The organism is Shewanella abyssi (genome assembly GCF_023284025.1).
GTDB classification, from domain to species: Bacteria; Pseudomonadota; Gammaproteobacteria; order Enterobacterales; family Shewanellaceae; genus Shewanella; species Shewanella abyssi.
Genome location: NZ_JAKIKR010000033.1, coordinates 1 through 18630, shown reverse-complemented (window position 1 = coordinate 18630; position 18630 = coordinate 1). Strand labels below are relative to the sequence as shown.

The following is an 18630-nucleotide window of genomic DNA, read 5'->3' as shown; positions in this document are numbered from 1 at the left end:
ATAAGAAAATGGGGATTTTCAGGCAAGGCTTGTGAACTCAAGTTTTTCATGAGGAAAAAGTAGTCGGAGGAAGTGCGAGTACAGCTAATGACTATCAGCCATCTTCTAGATACTTACAGCACCTAGCAAAATGACGACGCCGTTTCTGTAGATGTTCGCAGTAATTTGTAAGCTCTTGGGTTGTGCCTACAGGGCCATGGAATATCTTGCCGAATTCGGAGGTCAACTTAATCCAGTTTTCCGTTGATATATTCAATCGGTTTAATATCTTAGCTGAATTGCCTGAGATACTGCCCCGTTTGTCTTCACGCATTATTCTGCCCGTTTCGTCTACTAGCTGTAGGTAATCTCGTAGTTCGAAGTTTATCCCTTTTGCTTGATTCAACCGTTCATTACCGATAAAGGGCAGCAAGGACTTGGGCTGCTCACCATTAAGCGCCGCCTTTATACGGGCTTGAATACTGGTGTAATCTGATTGTTCGGCTGTTTGTGCCACTTTGGCTCGTATAGGGTTTAAGTCAACGTAAGCCATACAAGTCAGAACCGCGGCCTCATCCAGTAGCGCTTGGGACTTAAACCGCCCCTCCCAAAACCGGCCTGTACACTTATCTTCTTTGTTGGCCATGCGAGCGATAGGTTCATTTAAGCACCTCATAAACCAAGATATATCGCTTAATCGACTTCTGTACTGTGCAATTGAATGTCTTAATTGTGATAGATTTCGCTCTTCAACCAGCTCTCCTTTGGCAAACCTTTGTGTTAGCTCAGTTCCCTTAAACAGTTGATGCCACTGCTCAACGACCTCTCTATCTGTCCAGTTATTCGCTAACTCAATATCAATCCTCAGCACTAAGTGAAGGTGGTTACTCATTACCGCATAAGTTGCTATATCAATTGCAAAAATGCCACCGAGTAGAAGCAACTGAGACTCAACCCAATCACGTCGATGTTCGTAGGATTGCCCTGTATTGGGGTCGACTCCGGTCAACCATGCTTTACGTACGCACCTCGAGACGGCATGGTACCAAGGCGTATCTTCAATGCTAATTTGAGTTCTTCTGGGACGGGGCATAACAACCTCCTACTTCAGCAATACCTAAAGTTTAGTAAGAGGGTGTAAAATTTGCAATTAACTATGGATGGCTCGATTTCTTGCTTTACGTACACACCTTGAGACCGCATGGTACCAAGGCGTATCTTCAATACTAATTTGAGTTCTTCTGGGACGGGGCATAACAACCTCCTACTTCAGCAATACCTAAAGCTTAGTAAGAGCGGGCAAAATGTGCAATTAACTATGGATGGCTCGATTTACCCTCGTCTGGTGCGAATACGCCAAATTTCTTCAAGCCGAAAAGGTTTTTTGACGCCACTTCGTTTCCCACGGATTAGCTTGACCATGATGACCTCCTTTTTGGTTACTTGGTCATCACGATTGTAGTTAGTAAGATTTGGACAAATGTTGTTTAGTCCCGAAGTCCTAAATCACCAATGGCTCATAAGGAAAAATATTAATAGCCAAACCAGTTAAGCATGAACTGCATTAGATCTATTTCTGTGGTTTGGCACATAGCATCCTAATTATTGTTCCCTTCTTTCTGAAACAGGCCTGTCAAATAAAACTCGGCAAGGCTCAAATCGGTCACTCTGAACTAGTTGTTCGACATCTACATTGAGTCGTTTACCGGCCTCATACTCGCCGAGTGTTTCCATGTTACTTAACCAACCTTTGGCTAACTTTTCATTAGTAAACAAGAATAGATCTGTATAGGGAGGTCTACTAGAACGGGCATTTTGCATCATTTCATCGCTTTGCTGTTGCAGTGCAACCGCTGCTTTAACGTTGTTTTCATCCTCATGAACACGACTTTGTAATCCATAGCCAAGCATCTGATTCCAAAGGGTACTAGGCCTTTTTATCAAGTTCCGCCCAAGTGTAAGGCAAGCGCTGGACTTTTTTGCATCATTCACTTCATTCTTGCACCAAGTTACTATAAATGAGACAGGAAAAGAGATCGCTGCTTCAATACCAATGGCGTTGACTAAATTGGTGCCAAATTGACCGAATTGATTGTTCTCCGTTACCTGCATAAAAAGCTTGATACGTTTGGCATAGTTGTTAGCAAAGTAAGCACTTTCATCTAATTTTGTAATGGCGTCATATACTCGATCATCATCATTTTTAGCGGCGAAATAGGCCGTTGCGGCTAACCAGAAAGAACCATCACTTCTAACGGTCAGAGCCGCACGATCAATCAACTCTGCATTACATATTGGATTCTCTATATCGCTTGCGCACTCAGTTACAAGCGCTATCAGAGGTAGTGGTGCATCAGGATTGTTCAGGCTAAATTGATACAGATTATCTAACTTGGAACCATCTGCTGGGTCTGAAAATAATGCGTAAACCAGTTGTTCTTCAGCCAAACTAGACTCTACTAACCCGTCTACTATTGATTGAGGACTCTCATCTTGACTACTATTCAATACTTCAGCATCGATACCGCACTTCGCCAACAAACCTTTAACTTCCGATTCTGATAGCTGCTTATGCTCAGTTCTCTTTTTGGCAGCTTCTTTGGTTTCCTTTATGCCCTGCTTTGTTAACCTTTTTTTAGGCTGTTCGGCATGATGTTGGGTAGTAATTTCGGTTATATCAACCTTGTTCTCTACTGGATGAGATTGATGGTCAAAATGGTTGAACAGCATAATTGCTCCAGTAAGTATGATGACGATTACTGGTATTAAAGTTTTCATTTCGCAGCGAAGCTCCATTCGACTATAAAATAGGATTTAAATAGGAGACCCCAGCTTTGAAATCAAAGGATACAGAGGCATTCAATTCGAATCCTTTCACTTTGCTTCATTACAAAAACTTGGTCAAGCCAGAGGAACCTGAAACACGCATTGGGGCATAAACGCTTTAGCATTAGACCGAAGTGGTTCCCATAACCTGCGGTCGGTCTTATGGCAGAGGCTCTTGTTATGTCATCTAGCCTCTGCAAATATCACCATGCTATTTAGCTCCTGCTGCCATCAAAGCATTTTTAAAGTCATTTATCCAATGACGGTAAACCGTTTTAACGTCACCCCAGTTAAAGACGTCGACATTTTGTCGCCACTGATCAAAACTTTCTCCGCGATCAACAGCTTTTGCTAACACCTCTCCGCTCTGACCATCTTTGATCATTGCAAACAACATCATAGAGCCTGAATTTTGGGTATAGGTTCTGCCCATTGAATTATAGTTTCGTCTTGATGAACTAACGGGGGCGCTCAGACGAATATCGGTTATGGCAACTTCAATAACCAAGGTATCAGGCCCTGCTTTATCGACCAGTTCAAACGGTTGTTCCTCGTTGAATACACTTGCGACTATGGTGGCAAATTCAGTCGACATTCTTTTGAGTGCTTCATCCGGAAGCTCATAGGTGGCATTATAGCCATCCGTTCTTCGATCAATACGTGGTGGTTTATAATCAGCAGGATGATCGTTGGTCACTGTTGCCGCTTCAAAATACAACTTTCGATATTTCGACCAGTCTACATTAGGTCTGGCATATGATAGATCTAACACCGAGTTATCGATTTTGACCAAGCCCTCCTTGGTCACCTTTGCTTCTGGTCCTATTTGCAATGTAGGTGCTTGTGTCGCACACCCAATCGAGAGAATCAAAATGAGAAAGATCGAAAAACGCCTAATCAATAGCTCCATTTTATCAGTCCTTTAGTAAAATTAGTCTTGTTTAATATGCGTAGTGTTTGTGCATAGGTCAATGTTGTACTTAAAACAAACCCGAGCAGCTCGGTGTTGAAAGCTTAGTACATAAAAAAGCCACTGACTTAGCAGTGGCTTGATTGAATTTAAAATACTCTTTTGGCTAACGTTTTACTTTAACTCGGTTATTGTTATCTCTACTGTTCCGAATAAGATCATCGCCAGCAATAGATAAATCGGATTTAGCCAAACGGTCATAAAGCAGCACATTAACAGATGCCGCTAGGTTCATGCAGCCCACCGTGGGCACATAAACAACAGCATCGGCTCGATTGATAACTTGCTGGCTAATAGTGCCGTCTTCGGGGCCAAAAATGTACAATACTTTTTGTGGATGCTGAAAATCTGGCAGTGGTATTGCACCTTCCACTAGATCAACACAAACAATACTGACATCTACTTCAACCGAGTCAATTAAAGACTCTACGCCTGTTAACGCTATTGTTTCGCTAGCGGCTTGAGTATCGGTATTATATTGTGAATTGCCGTTGCTGGCTGCCAATGGATAGCGTCTGCCGGTATAAAATACATCATCGGCTTCGTAACAACCTGCTGCGCGCATTACGCCACCCACATTGGTTGGACTTTTAGGATTAACTAATCCAATTGCGCTATATCGTTCGCTACTCATACACTAAATCACTCAATCGAAAAACTAATCGCCGCATTAAGAACACGGCACAACACCAAACACTTTAAGCAGCTAACTGACGGCTTAACTGTAACCAAGCATCGTTGACCAATGCATAATCGTTATCATCAAGCTCTTCTCTTGCAAGCGCCAGACATTCAACCATTTTAGATTCTAGTGCTTGAGCACCTTGTTCATGTTCAACTTCTAACTTTGATAAAACAACGGCAAAATGGCCTTGCAGGTATCCGCTTGCAAATAAGGCGTCATCATCACCTTCAGCAACAATACTTTCAATCCAATCTTGAAGTGTTTGCTCATACTTCTCTATCATTGAGGGCTCCACATACTCAAACTATTGGAATCATTCCAACATACAATTAATAACGGTCAATCGACTCAGTGGTTGCAGTCGTGATTACTCGACTAGATCTGGGTTCGCGACCTGGTACATCACATAATCGTGATAACCCGTGACCACTTTATAGTAGCCAGTAAGTTCTTTATCTAATTCTGGGTCGCCACTATCCACAATTAAGGGACGACCTTCAAGTGCTTTCAACTTTGTTTTTGTCGCTAAAATAACAATATTGTGTTTACCCACTCGCCTTACGAGCTCGGGGGATAACTGTTGGTTCCCCCGGCCTAAGATGTGCCCTTGACCACCGATTAGCGTGATAAATAATTTAACAGATTGATTTTCAGTTAAATTTAGCAACTCATCTGCCGACAGATCACTGGCGACTAATTGTTGATGTTGCACCAGATCAACACCTAACAAGGTATTATCGAGTCCAAGCTCCTCCATCACTGCAGCAACAGTGCTGCCAGAACCAATGATAATCAGCTCATCTTCCATCAGTTCAACCGCTTCTGCAGCAATATCAGCAAGCACCAGTTCGTCGGTCTCTTTGCCACCCATTTTAACGGCTTGAATATAACGTGGCTCAGCGGGGACCAGCATTTCACCAAACCGCTTGGCTTTGACAACGCCGGCTCTAAAGGCGGCTTCATCAATATCCATCACATCAGCAGTCATTAGGCTAACCAACTCACCCTCTAGCAACATCTTGACCACAACCCCTGATGCATGTGGTGTTATGCCATAAACCCCGGAATGAATTTTTACCCCCGCTGGCACACCTAATACCGGAATATTGTCATCGGCAATGGCGAAGATATCCCTTGCGGTGCCATCTCCACCGGCAAATAACAGCAGGTCGAGCGTTTCATTCAACAGCTCTGCAACCACTTGTTGCGTGTCTTGCGCAGCAGTATCGGCTGGCGCGTGGTAAACAACGCGCACTTTAAAGCCCATTTCTCGTGCTAACGACTCGCCCATGTCACCCGAGGCGGTAATCACCTCAATCCTATCTTTATAAGGCAATATAACTTGCAACGTTTGTTGCATACGCAAATGTGATTTAGGCACAGCGCCTTTGGCCAGTGCTAATTCAGCAACACCATCGCTACCTTTTAAAGCAACGCTGCCCCCCAATCCCGCAAGAGGATTAATAATTAAACCAAGACGAAACCTGCTCACTTTATTTGCTCCATATTCAAGCGATTATTTACCTATGAGTTGGCCGTTCAAGCCACAGTGACCAAGGGTGTCGGTTCGCGCTTTGATGACGGAATAAATAACACTGCGATCATTGATAACACAGCGCAGAATGCGGCAAATATCCAAGTTGTAACGGCGCCAGAGCCATCGCCCCAGATCATCCCGCATAACCAAGTCCCCAATGCACCACCAACACCAAAACTTAAGCTGGCATAGAGCGCTTGTCCTTGGCTACGACGACTGATATCAAAGTGCTTGTGTACAAACTGAATTGAAGCGGCATGGGTTAAACCGAAAGTGAAAGCATGCAATATTTGACTTAAACTGAGCCACAATAAACTGTCGACCCCAAATGCGAGTAATAACCAACGTACAGCTGTTAACGCAATACTGATAAAGAGTAAAAACTTTATCCCAAAGCGTCCAAGCAGGCGAGGTGCATACATAAACATGATGATCTCTGCGACCACACCCAATGCAACAAAAATACCCGCTACCGCTTCGGTGTACCCGGCTTGTTTTAGGTATAAGACAAAAAAGCCATAGAATGGTCCAGCGCTCATTTGCAATAACATCGCTGAAATAAGAAACCAAACAACGGCCTTATTAAACGCTAACGGTGGACGCTTAACATCACGCTGCACTTTAGCTCGGTTAGCAGGCAGTGGCAGTGCGCTGGCCAACATACCGATAAACAATCCCATTCCTATATAAGGGAGGATCTGCGGCCCCCAATGCTCAATGGCAAAACCACCGCCGACCACCAGTACGATATACCCGACACTGCCCCAGCTGCGTATCGAACCATAGCGAGTCACATTATCACCCAGTGTTTCGAGCGTTATTACCTCCAACTGGGCTAAAATAGCATTCCAAAAAAAGGTATATACCGCGAGGCTGACAGCAAGATACGTCAAGCTACCATCATAGAAAAAGCTGAGGTAAGAAATGGCAGCGGCGCCAGCGCCTATCTTGATTAACTCTGCGCGCATTCCGGTTCTGTCTGCCACTATCGCCCACAAATTAGGAGCGATAATTCGAGTCCCCATGAGGATGGCTAATAAGAAGCCAATCTCTTGGGCATTAAAACCGCGACTATCAAAAAAGACGCCTAAATAAGGCACCATGACGCCAAGAATAGAGAAGAAAAAGAAATAACAAGCACAGAGCCAGCGCAGTTGCTGCTCTGTGTTTTTAGGTTGAAACATTAACGCATTCCGATGACAGGTGTACTGCTATTCACATCCATATTTTGAGCACGGTGACGAAGTAAATGATCCATCAATACTATGGCTAACATTGCTTCAGCAATGGGTACGGCACGAATACCTACACAAGGATCATGCCGGCCTTTAGTGATAACTTCAGCAGAGTCTCCCTGCGCTGTCATACTTTCGCCAGGCACACTAATGCTAGATGTTGGCTTCATTGCGATATGGGCAACGATAGGTTGACCTGAAGAGATCCCGCCTAAAATGCCACCAGCATGGTTAGAGGCAAAGCCTTCTGGCGACATTAAATCGCGATGCTCTGAGCCTTTTTGATTAACCACTTCAAAACCATCACCGATCTCAACACCTTTAACGGCATTGATCCCCATTAAGGCATGGGCAACTTCAGCGTCGAGTCGATCAAAAACTGGCTCACCTAATCCGACAGGCACGCCTGTAGCGACCACAGTGACTTTGGCGCCAATTGAATCACCACTTTTTATAAGGTCGCGCATATATTCATCTAAAGCATCTAGCTTTGATGCATCTGGGAAGAAAAAGGCGTTTTTTTCAATTTGACCGAAATCAACCGTTTCAGCCTTAATAGGACCGAGTTGCGACAAATATGCATTAATCTCTACACCGTGAACCTGTTTTAGATATTTCTTTGCCACAGCACCGGCAGCGACTCTCATTGCAGTTTCACGAGCAGACGCGCGTCCACCACCGCGATAATCTCTTACACCATATTTTTGCTGATAGGTATAGTCGGCATGCCCTGGGCGGAATAAGTCTTTAATATTCGAGTAATCTTTACTGCGCTGATCGGTGTTTTCAATCAAAAGACCGATTGAAGTACCCGTGGTTTGACCTTCAAACACACCAGATAAGATCCGCACTTCATCAGGCTCGCGGCGAGCAGTAGTATATCGAGAAGTCCCAGGGCGACGGCGGTCAAGATCATGCTGCATATCCGCTTCATTTAAATCAATCCCTGGAGGACAACCATCAATAATACAACCTAATGCGACTCCGTGACTCTCACCAAAGGTAGTGACTACAAAATTTTGCCCAATACTGTTTCCCGACATCCGCTTTCTACACCTCAATTACGCAAATTAGACGAGTACCTACGCATCAATGCAAAGTAGGTACACAAATTAAATTGCCACAACACCATAAGCATTGTGGCTAGTTGCTATTATTCACTATCTTTATAGATCGCGAATAGTGATTCATTTTCAACTATTTGATCACGAGTCAGAATAAATACACCATCACCGCCGTTCTCAAAACTAGCCCATGTAAATGGCACATCAGGGAACTGCTCGATTAAATGCACCATCGAATTACCCACTTCAACAACCAGTAAGCCGTCTTCAGTTAGATAATCCGCCGCATTGGCAAGAATACGCTTAGTGAGATCTAAACCGTCGCGGCCAGACGCTAGCCCTATTTCAGGTTCATGATGAAATTCATCTGGCATATCACCAATATCTTCGGCATCAACATAAGGTGGGTTTGATACGATCAAATCGTAGTGCGCCCCTTTAGGGATGGCAGAAAACATGTCTGATTCCATCGGAAAGACTCTGTCCATGACGCCAAGCGTCTCAATATTTATCTGCGCCACTTCTAATGCATCAACACTGATATCCAATGCATCGACTTCAGCGTTGTCAAATTCATAAGCACAGGCGATGGCAATACAACCACTACCGGTGCACAAGTCCATTACCCGATTGACTTGCTTGTTATATAACCATGGGCTGAAACGGTTAGCGATTAATTCAGCGATTGGCGAACGAGGCACTAATACCCGTTCATCAACATAAAACTCAAGACCGGCAAACATGGCTTTGTTAGTTAGATATGGGACGGGTAAACGCTCTCTTACACGGCGGATAATTAGCTCAACAATTTTGTGCTTTTCGCTAATAGTCAGATTAGAGTGAATGACTTGTTGACCCAGCTCTTCTGGTAAATGCAACGCATGAAAGACCAAAGCAATTGCTTCGTCCCACGCATTATCGGTACCGTGTCCGTAATATATATTCGCATCATTAAAACGACTGACACCCCAGCGCAACATATCACCGATAGTTCGTAGTTCAGTAACGGCTTCATCAACAAAAATCTTATCCAAAATTCACTCCAACGTTTTAATTCCGACTCATTGTAACTTAACTCTATTCATATGGCATCGGATTCAATAAAATACCCTTATGAATAAAAGAACCGATAAAGATGATTTGGCGCTATTTGCGGAGCTTACAAAGGGAATGAAACCTTTTGAGCAAAACAAACGCCACTTTAAATCAACGGCTAAAGACCGCAAAGTGATTGAAGAGAAAGAGCAACAGCTACATGCTGATAGCTACTTCTCTGATACCTATCAGCCACTGCTACCTGAAAATGGCCCAATGAAGTGGGCTAGAGACGACGTTGATAGCTTTGAGGTAAAGCGTTTACGCCGCGGTGACTACGTACCTGATCTTTTATTAGATCTACATGGTTTACGTCAATCAGAGGCGAAACTTGAACTCGCGGCATTAATCCAAGCCTGTATTAAGCAACAGAGCCATTGCTGCTGCATTATGCACGGCCATGGAACGGGAATTTTAAAGCAGAATATACCGATGTGGTTAGCGCAGCACCCTCACATAAAAGCCTTTCATCGAGCCACGAAAGAATGGGGTGGTGACGCGGCATTATTGGTACTCATTGACATCGGTGACCAACCCTATCGCCGTTAAGTGTTGCAACGGTATTGGTATTTTCATTCGTTTCGAACACAAAAAAAGTGAGTTTTAAAAAACTCACTTTTCATTATTCAACAAATCCAAATGCTGCTAACTAATCATATGTGGAGCATATTGCCATTCTATGCATGATTCTGTCGCTTGCTTATTAATAAGCGTTACACCCGAGGTAGAAAATAGCGGTGGCTCAACACCCGATACCAGTTCACTCACCAAGTAACCCAACAGTGGCATATGCGCCAAAACCAGTACATTTTCAGCTTCAAAATGTTCAGCGTAAGCAACAACCGCTTCCGCTGCTTTAGCAGGATCACCTGCCGGTACAAGATCATCTAACGTTAACCAATGACGAGGTTCTGGAAAATGCTTATGCATCTCTTGCCAACTTTGCTGGGCGCGTAGATACGGACTAACGAGCACCAAATCAAACTCGGTAATGCTCTGCCCTAACCAATTGCTCATTAGCAATGTGTGCTGGCGACCAATATCAGTTAATGTGCGTTCGCGATCTGAGTGGGCGTTAAAGCCTGCTTCGCCGTGGCGCATTAAAAATAGCTGCATACTACTTTGCTACTCCCAACCTTTTATTCTTATTAATTAATTGTAGTCTGAATCCTGATAGCAACATACCGTTTTTTTGTTATTAATTAGTCGAATACAACTTGTCAGAGTTTTCAGTTAAAGCATGTATCAGCAAAAACAGTTCAGCAAGCACCCAAATTGAGACAAAATTAGCCAAACGATAGAATATTTCTCTGTTTAGAGATCTTGTGTTTGAAGATAAGTAGAAATGATGGCAAGTTAAGTTATTACAGCAACCTAGAATCATTTTATACGCTAGTTTATCCACTCAAGTAAAAGATGTTAATTTGAGTGTTTTACGTGCTTTATCGGCAAGTGATTACTAAAGTTAAGTGTCTAGGTTAGATGCTGTTGATCAATTGGAGCCATGCTTTTGCTAAAAAACATAAAAGTTCTCACCAGTCCCAATGACCATCGCAAGTACCGTCATATCACCTTAGAAAATGGGTTATCGGTCCTATTGGTTGAAGATCTGCAATCAACAGAAGCAGCTGCATCTATGGCGGTGGCGGTAGGTCACTTTGACGATCCTGTTGCTCGTCCTGGTATGGCGCATTTTCTTGAGCATATGCTTTTTCTTGGTACTGAAAAATTCCCTGATTCAGGTGAATATTCTGCTTTTATCAACCAGCATGGTGGAACCAATAACGCCTGGACAGGCACTGAGCACACTAACTTTTTTTACAGTATCAATGCCGCGCAGTTTGAAGAATCTCTCGACCGTTTCAGCCAATTTTTCATCGCCCCATTATTTGATGTCGCGCTGGTTGATCGCGAGCGTCACGCCATCGAATCAGAATTTAGCATGAAGTTAAAAGATGATATTCGACGCGTCTATCAAGTACAAAAAGAAACGGTTAACCCCGCCCATCCCTTTTCCAAATTTTCCGTGGGTAATCTAGAAACATTAGCGGGCGAACAACAAATATTAAGGGAGGAGTTAGTTAGCTTCTATAAAGAGAAGTACTGCGCAAACATAATGACACTATGTATTGTAGCGCCCTCCTCTTTGGACGTTCTAGCCAAGCTTGCTCACAATTATTTTGCTGCAATTAGCCATCAGCAAGCCCACAGCCAGTACCCAGATACACCGATTTACCTATCAGAGCAAATACAAGCAAAAATAAACATCGTTCCTCTTAAAGAGCAACGCCGCGTGGCGATAACATTTGCCTTGCCGACGCTTGAACGCTTTTATAAGCGTAAGCCTTTAACCTTCATCAGCCATCTTCTCGGCTATGAGGGTAAAGGCAGCTTGCTGTCCTATTTAAAAGAGCGAGGCTTGGCCAATAACTTGTCGGCTGGCGGTGGCGTCAATGGCTACAATTTCAAAGATTATAATATTAGTATTCAACTAACAGACCGAGGTTTGAATAACCTTAAAGACGTTATTGATTGTGCTTTTGAGTACATAGCCTTAATCAAAGAGGCGGGGTTAAGCGACTGGCGATACAATGAAAGAGCCGCTTTACTCAAAGTCGCTTTTCAATACCAAGAACAAGTTAAGGCACTGGATTTAGCGAGTCATTTGAGCATTAATATGCATCATTATGACATTGAAGACGTGGTTTTTGGTGATTACCGCATGGATGGGCTTGACGTTATCGAGACTCAGCAGTTATTAGCAATGATGACTCCAACGAATATGCGCTTGCAGCTTATTGCTCCAGAGTTAGATACCGACAAACAGGCGGCTTGGTACCACTCTCCTTATCAGATCCGTAAAATTTCAGCGGAAGATATTAGTCGCTGGTCAACTCCGAAAGTGCGCAGCGAGCTCAGCTTACCCTCGCCTAATCCGTTTATTATCGACCATTGTGTCGCAAGAGCTGATAAAAGTAAGGGGCCAGTACCACAAGTGGTATCCCAGGAACCTGGCTATCGTATTTGGCATAGAAAAGATGATGAATTTAACGTACCTAAAGGGCACCTCTATCTTTCTTTGGACTCAGCTCAAGCTGCAGCATCAGCAAAACATGCTGCATTAACCCGACTTTACGTTGAAATGCTGCTTGATTACCTCACCGAATATACCTATCAAGCAGAAGTCGCAGGGCTGAGTTACAACATATATCCTCACCAAGGTGGCATCACCTTACATTTAACCGGTTTTACCGGTAAGCAACAAGCACTACTCTCACTTGTGATAGATAAAGCACGGGAGCGCAACTTTACTCAAAACCGCTTTGAATTGATAAAAAAGCAGATATTACGTAGCTGGTATAATCATACCCAAGCTAAGCCCATATCTCAGTTGTTTACTAGTTTGACCGTGACGCTGCAAAAGCGCAGCTTTGAGCCTGCAAGGATGGCTGAGCTGCTTGAAGAGATAACCTTAGAAGACTTACATGCACATGTTAAAAGTTTCTATGAGAAAATACATTTAGAAGGTTTAGTTTATGGCGATTGGCTAGAGAGTGAAGCTTGTGCCCTAGGACACAAGCTTAATAGAATTTTATCCTTGGTCTCCTCGCCGAGCTCTGAATCGTCGAGAGAGCTTATCGACCTCTCCAACAAAGGCACATTATTAAGGGAGGTTTCAGCCTCTCATCAAGACAGTGGCATTATTGTTTACTACCAATCTGATATTGCCACTCCTGAGAATATGGCCTTGTTTAGCCTGTTAAACCACACCATGTCATCGACGTTCTTTCACGAGCTTAGAACGCAAAAACAACTAGGTTATATGGTCGGTACAGGTTATCTACCATTGAACCGATACCCTGGTATTATTTTTTATATTCAATCGCCTAACTCTGGACCACAAACTCTACTAGAAGCGATAGATGAGTTCATTGCAGATTTTACCTACGCGATACTGCAAATCACCAATGAACAATGGGAATCGACTAAAATGGGCCTTATTAATCAAGTCATGGAGCATGATTCTAACCTTAAAACCCGCAGTCAACGTTACTGGTCAAGTATTGGCAACAAAGACTATGCCTTCGACCAAAGGGAAAGTGTTGTAGAACAAATAAAGACCTTAACTCGCTCTGATTTAATAAAATTCATAATGATGAAGATGCGGACTAAGCACTGTGACCGACTTGTCCTGTTTAGCACTGGTGAGTCCCATCAGGATCAAGCACCGCTAAAGTCCAATAATATGATCTTAGATCTACGAGCCTTCAAACTCAAAGCGGAACAATTTGATTACTAATCATCTATCATTGAGGTATAAATGATAATGCGCTGATGGCTACTGTATTGAAACAGATACGCATTATGTTTGAACAGTTTAGGGAAGTCATTTGTTCAACGAACACATATCGTACAGAAAAGGATGCCGACGATGATAATTAGCGACAAAAGACACGAAGGTTTTTGACAATGACTTCACTTTCTGAAAAGGTGAACATTACATACTGCTGCCTTAAGACATTGGTTAAAAATAAAATTATAAATATGCCTAAGACACTACTAAAACTTACACTATTTTTATTGTTGATCTGCTCGTCTATGCAGCCTGTTTTTGCATTCACGTTAAACTCTGTATCTCTAGGTGTTCCTGAAGGCCTATCCCAAAGCAATGTTACATCGATCGTCGAAGATGCTGATGGATTCGTGTGGGTTGGAACGGTCAATGGACTCAATCGATATGACGGAAAAGAGTTCCGCCATTATTTTCCCTCAAAGAGAAACGAGTTAGACAGTGCTTTTATCCGCAGCCTGTACATCAGCAAGTCAGGCTCAATGTTCGTTGGTACCGATAAAGGCTTGTCTGTATATGACCCGATACAAGATAAAATAGTATCTTCTAAAAAATTGGGTTTTGATATAAACGACGCCATATGGACCATATCAGAATATAAGAATAACATTTTCATTGGCACTGAGAATGCAATATATATCCTACGAGAGTTAGACAATAAGAAATTGTCTATAAAAAATAAATATACTGGAGATTTCGGAACGGTAAAGAACATACTATTCTTTCAGAATGAAATGTTCATTAGGAATTACTCAGGACAGATATATTCAATATCTAACGGAGTTAATTTAGTCACAGAAAATGCAACGTCAATAAAAGTTATTGATAATAAACTGTTAATATTTAAAGGCAATGGAACGTATAGATACACTGATGATGTATTGCTTCAGGTTAATAAGAGCCCTTACATTAGTGTAGCCGAAAATTCCCATTCGAACTTTGCTTTAAAAAACAACCACATCTTTAATGTAAACAATATAAACGAGCCAATACTCCTGGGTGTTCTACAAATATCAGAAAAAAACTTAGAACACCCACAAATTATTAGAGGACATACGAAAACCTTTATACTTAACCAGAATAAAGGCTTTATTATTATTGATGACAACAATAATTTAGTCAAAACTAAAATAATAACTGGTGGTAATGTTTGGTCAATTTCATCAAGTAGCACATCTGAATCAATAGTAGCTTCCGATGATACATTTATTCGACTCTATGACCAAAACCTTCAAATTATCAATCAATATGATTCGAAAGTTAAAGGCCCAAAATCAGCAGTGAAAATTGGTAAATATATATATATTGCAAGTTCCAAAGGATTTTTCTCTCTAAATATCGATAGTGGAGTTATAGAAAACATTCTAAATGGTACATTTTTTATTGCAAAAGCTAAAAAAGACGGCAGTAGTATCTTTGTTGGTTCAGCCTCGGGAATGGTTCAGCAATACTATATCGATACAGGTTTTGTTCAAGAATATGTTGTAGACGAAGGCAACCCTGTATTCGACATTAAGGAAAGTAGTAATACTTTATTAGTCGCTACTCAAGGTGGACTATTTAAGCTTGCAAATGATTTAGTCACCCCACTTTACACCAAACAGATGGTACTCAGCATTGATACTTTTGATGGTGACATATTATTCGGCACGGGTTCTAGCTTAGAATTGATTTCTAACAAAAGCGATGAAGCAAAAGTTATTTATAACAACAACAACCCTATATTTTCAATAATTCAAAATGAAGAAATGATTTTAGCATCCTCTGTTAATGAAATCATTATTAAATACAAAAAAAATGATGAACAATACATTTTAACGAAAGAACTAGGTATTCAAGATGAGTACAATACTCATGCTATATTAAAAAGAAATGACAGCGTATACATCGGTGGTATTTCTGGGGTTAGTGTTGTCTCACTAAAAAAACTAAAAAAGTATTTACCCGAGCGAAAACCTTTAAATGTAATATTAAATGAACTAATGATATTTAATGTCCCTGAACATCCAGGCGGAGGGGTGCTTAAAAACAAAATAGACAAAACAGACAAACTTCGTTTAAAGTACTCTGATTATCCATTTACATTGACATTCAATAGTCCAAAAAGCCCACTGCAAGATATAAATTATATCTACCAGATGCGAGGCCTTTCTGAGGCATTAATTAATTCAGAAGGTATAAACTCTGCGACTTACACAAATTTATCTCCTGGTGATTATGAATTTGCTGTTTATGCTATTGATCCCGTCTCCGGTAAACACGGTAAAGAAAAGACCTTAAGTATTGAGATAACTCCTCCCTGGTGGTCATCATTTCTCGCAAAAATAATTTACTTTATTCTAACCATACTTATCTCAATTATTATTATCAAAACATCACTAAAGCGACGTGAAATTCAAAGACAGATAGCAAAAAGCGAAGAACGCTTAAAGTTATCACTTTGGGGCAGCGGCGATGAAATGTGGGATTGGGATATCGAAACGGGTCAAATCTATCGATCTAACATTTGGGGTTCACTTGAATTCCCAAGAGATGGGCAGCGCTCTGGCCAGGAGGGTGAAGAGAGTAATATCCACCCAATGGACCAAATTCGCGTTCGTGATGCATTAAACAAACATTTTTACGGTGAAACCGATCACTTCGAAGCAGCATATCGAGTAAAAGGTAAATCTGACGACTGGGTATGGATCTTAGATCGAGCAAAAATTGTTGAGCGCGATGAGAATGATAATGCGCTACGTATGACGGGAACCATTAAGAATATTAGTAATTTCAAACAAGCAGAAGAACAACTACGCTTATTTGAGCGCGCAATTCAAAATATCTCTGAAGGTATGTTCATCTTAGATAATAATTTTAATTTCGTAGAGGTTAATGAAGCTTGCTGCGATCTATCTATGCTAAGCAAGAAGGACTTTATTGGTACTCTTTTCAATTTTGACCTATATCCCGATAGTTATTCAGATCAGATCCGCTCTATCTTGAAACAGCAAGGCCGCTGGAGTAACGAAGTTGAATCAGCAAGAGGTAACGGCACCAGTTTCTTGATGGAGTTGACCGTTGATGCAATATATGACGACCAAGGTGAGCTATCTCATTACGTCGGAGTATTCTCAGATATCAGCCGCCGAAAACAGCAAGAGGAAGAACTCAGAAAGCTGACCAATAACGACTTGCTAACTAATTTGCCAAACCGCTCAAACCTGATGGTCACCCTAGGTAACCTAGTGAAAAGAGATTCCCACCACACTTTGATGGTTTTAGATTTAGATAATTTTAAGAAGATTAATGACTCTTTAGGCCACCAAGTCGGTGATGAACTACTGATATTAGTGTCAGAGCGAATAAAAGCCGCAGTGCCAAACCATACCAGTATCTATCGTTTAGGCGGCGATGAGTTTGCTATCTTAATTGATAAAAATCCAGAGATTAGCGTCAGTGCCGTCATTGCAAAAAATGTCATACATGCCTTTGAAACAGCATTTCAATTATCAACGGAAAAAGTCGTGGTTGGCGTTAGTATTGGCATCGTTTTATATCCTGAAGATGATCAAAACGAACAGGCATTACTTCGAAAAGCCGATATTGCGATGTACCACGCAAAATCAGGTGGTGGCAATCGTTACCAGTTTTACTCAGAATCATTGAACAAAAATGCCATTAGGCAGCTGGAAGTTGAAAACCTGATCCGCGAAGGCATAAAAGATGATCTATTTGAGGTTTACTACCAGCCGAAGGTAAACTTAAAGTCTGGCCAGATGGCGGGCATGGAAGCGCTAGTTCGACTGAACCATCCTGAGCATGGACTCATACCCCCTAATAGCTTTATCCCACTAGCGGAAGAGAATGGTCTGATTGTTGAAATTGGTGATATTGTATTGAAGAAAGCCTGCTTTGCTGCGCAGAAATGGCGCTCATTAGGGCTGTTCGACGGACGAGTGGCCGTAAATTTATCCTCAAAACAGTTCGCATTACCCGATCTGCAACAGCGAATTGAGTCAATTTTACGTCTTACTCAGCTGCCCGCAGCAAATTTGGAACTTGAAATAACCGAAGGTACTGTTATCAGAGAACCCGAAAAAGCCATTAAAGTGATGCAGCAATTATCAAAAATGGGGGTGAGTTTAGCCTTAGATGATTTTGGTACCGGCTACTCCTCATTATCATATTTAAAACGTTTCCCTATTCATACGCTTAAAATCGATAAAGCATTTGTTGATGATATCGATAAGTCTGATCGCGACTTAAAGATGGTCGATTCGATCATCACTATTGCCCATAATATGGGGCTTTCAGTGGTTGGTGAAGGCGTTGAAGATGTATCTCAATTGAGTATTCTTCGAGCCTTAAATTGTGAAGAGATCCAAGGATATATATTTAGTAAAGCAGTAACAGAAGCAGAGTTTACAACACTGCTACACAACGATACTAATTCAAAACCATTAAAAGCTATTTCAATAAAAAATGGTTAGAAAAAAACACACTTAAAACATTGGCACAACACCTGCATATACCTTCTCAATAGTCAAAAATATAACTTTATATTTAATACTCAATGAGAAGGTTCAAGATGAAAAAGATAATTAAAGGATTAGTTACTACAGCAGCAATTGCATGTTCAATACCAGCGATGGCATCTGAGAATTCGGACCAACCTTACTTGAATCTTTATATCTCTAATACCGCAGAACAAGTTATCAGTTTAGCTGGCATTCCGCATATCAAGGTGAAGCCGCTACAAACTGCTGGTATCCCGCATATCAAGGTAAAGCCGCTACAAACCGCTGGTATCCCGCATATCAAGGTGAAGCCACTGCAAACCGCTGGTATCCCGCATATCAAGGTGAAGCCACTGCAAACCGCTGGTATCCCGCATATCAAGGTGAAG

At 41.8% G+C, this 18630-nt stretch carries 14 protein-coding genes; 4 read left to right on the top strand and 10 right to left on the bottom strand.

Going from position 1 to position 18630, the window contains the following annotated elements; genetic code table 11:
• Nucleotides 1–94 precede the first annotated feature (94 nt).
• The 9 genes from L2755_RS14265 to prmB form a co-directional block, all read right to left on the bottom strand.
• Nucleotides 95–1072: a transposase gene (locus tag L2755_RS14265; protein ID WP_248981357.1), complete on the bottom strand. Its 978-nt coding sequence runs from the start codon at nt 1070–1072 to the stop codon at nt 95–97.
• A gap of 509 nt (nt 1073–1581) precedes the next feature.
• Nucleotides 1582–2757 carry a hypothetical protein gene (locus L2755_RS14260; RefSeq protein WP_248981356.1) on the bottom strand — a complete coding sequence of 392 codons (1176 nt, stop codon included), beginning with the start codon at nt 2755–2757 and terminating at the stop codon, nt 1582–1584.
• A 259-nt stretch (nt 2758–3016) separates the two neighbouring features.
• Nucleotides 3017–3715, bottom strand: a complete 699-nt coding sequence (locus L2755_RS14255; protein ID WP_248981355.1) for a DUF3313 family protein — start codon at nt 3713–3715, stop codon at nt 3017–3019.
• Between the two features lie 166 nt (nt 3716–3881).
• Entirely contained in the window at nt 3882–4409 is a 528-nt protein-coding gene (locus L2755_RS14250) for an RNA methyltransferase (protein WP_248981354.1), read from the bottom strand.
• A gap of 64 nt (nt 4410–4473) precedes the next feature.
• A complete protein-coding gene (locus L2755_RS14245) occupies nt 4474–4743 on the bottom strand; it encodes a YfcL family protein (RefSeq protein WP_248981353.1) in 270 nt (89 codons plus the stop codon).
• Nucleotides 4744–4827: 84 nt separating this feature from the next.
• On the bottom strand, nt 4828–5952 hold the full coding sequence (locus L2755_RS14240; RefSeq protein WP_248981352.1) for an ATP-NAD kinase family protein: 1125 nt from the start codon (nt 5950–5952) through the stop codon (nt 4828–4830).
• Between the two features lie 47 nt (nt 5953–5999).
• Nucleotides 6000–7181 carry an MFS transporter gene (locus tag L2755_RS14235; RefSeq protein ID WP_248981351.1) on the bottom strand — a complete coding sequence of 394 codons (1182 nt, stop codon included), beginning with the start codon at nt 7179–7181 and terminating at the stop codon, nt 6000–6002.
• A complete protein-coding gene (gene aroC / locus L2755_RS14230) occupies nt 7181–8275 on the bottom strand; it encodes a chorismate synthase (protein ID WP_248981350.1) in 1095 nt (364 codons plus the stop codon). Before aroC ends, L2755_RS14235 begins: the two co-directional genes overlap by 1 nt.
• Before the next feature lie 110 nt (nt 8276–8385).
• Complete coding sequence (gene prmB, locus L2755_RS14225) at nt 8386–9330, bottom strand: 50S ribosomal protein L3 N(5)-glutamine methyltransferase (RefSeq protein WP_248981349.1); 945 nt, start codon at nt 9328–9330, stop codon at nt 8386–8388.
• Nucleotides 9331–9409: 79 nt separating this feature from the next.
• Between prmB and smrB the strand changes: the two genes are divergently transcribed.
• Nucleotides 9410–9940, top strand: a complete 531-nt coding sequence (gene smrB / locus L2755_RS14220; protein WP_248981348.1) for an endonuclease SmrB — start codon at nt 9410–9412, stop codon at nt 9938–9940.
• A gap of 96 nt (nt 9941–10036) precedes the next feature.
• On the opposite strand, the gene sixA is transcribed toward smrB, so the two are convergent.
• Nucleotides 10037–10507, bottom strand: a complete 471-nt coding sequence (gene sixA / locus L2755_RS14215; RefSeq protein ID WP_248981347.1) for a phosphohistidine phosphatase SixA — start codon at nt 10505–10507, stop codon at nt 10037–10039.
• Nucleotides 10508–10901: 394 nt separating this feature from the next.
• Between sixA and L2755_RS14210 the strand changes: the two genes are divergently transcribed.
• The 3 genes from L2755_RS14210 to L2755_RS14200 all read left to right on the top strand — a co-directional run.
• Nucleotides 10902–13691, top strand: a complete 2790-nt coding sequence (locus L2755_RS14210) for an insulinase family protein (RefSeq protein WP_248981346.1) — start codon at nt 10902–10904, stop codon at nt 13689–13691.
• Between the two features lie 245 nt (nt 13692–13936).
• Nucleotides 13937–18214: an EAL domain-containing protein gene (locus L2755_RS14205; RefSeq protein ID WP_248981387.1), complete on the top strand. Its 4278-nt coding sequence runs from the start codon at nt 13937–13939 to the stop codon at nt 18212–18214.
• Between the two features lie 98 nt (nt 18215–18312).
• Nucleotides 18313–18630, top strand: a 318-nt coding sequence (locus L2755_RS14200; protein ID WP_248981345.1) for a hypothetical protein, incomplete at its 3' end; no start/stop codon positions are given.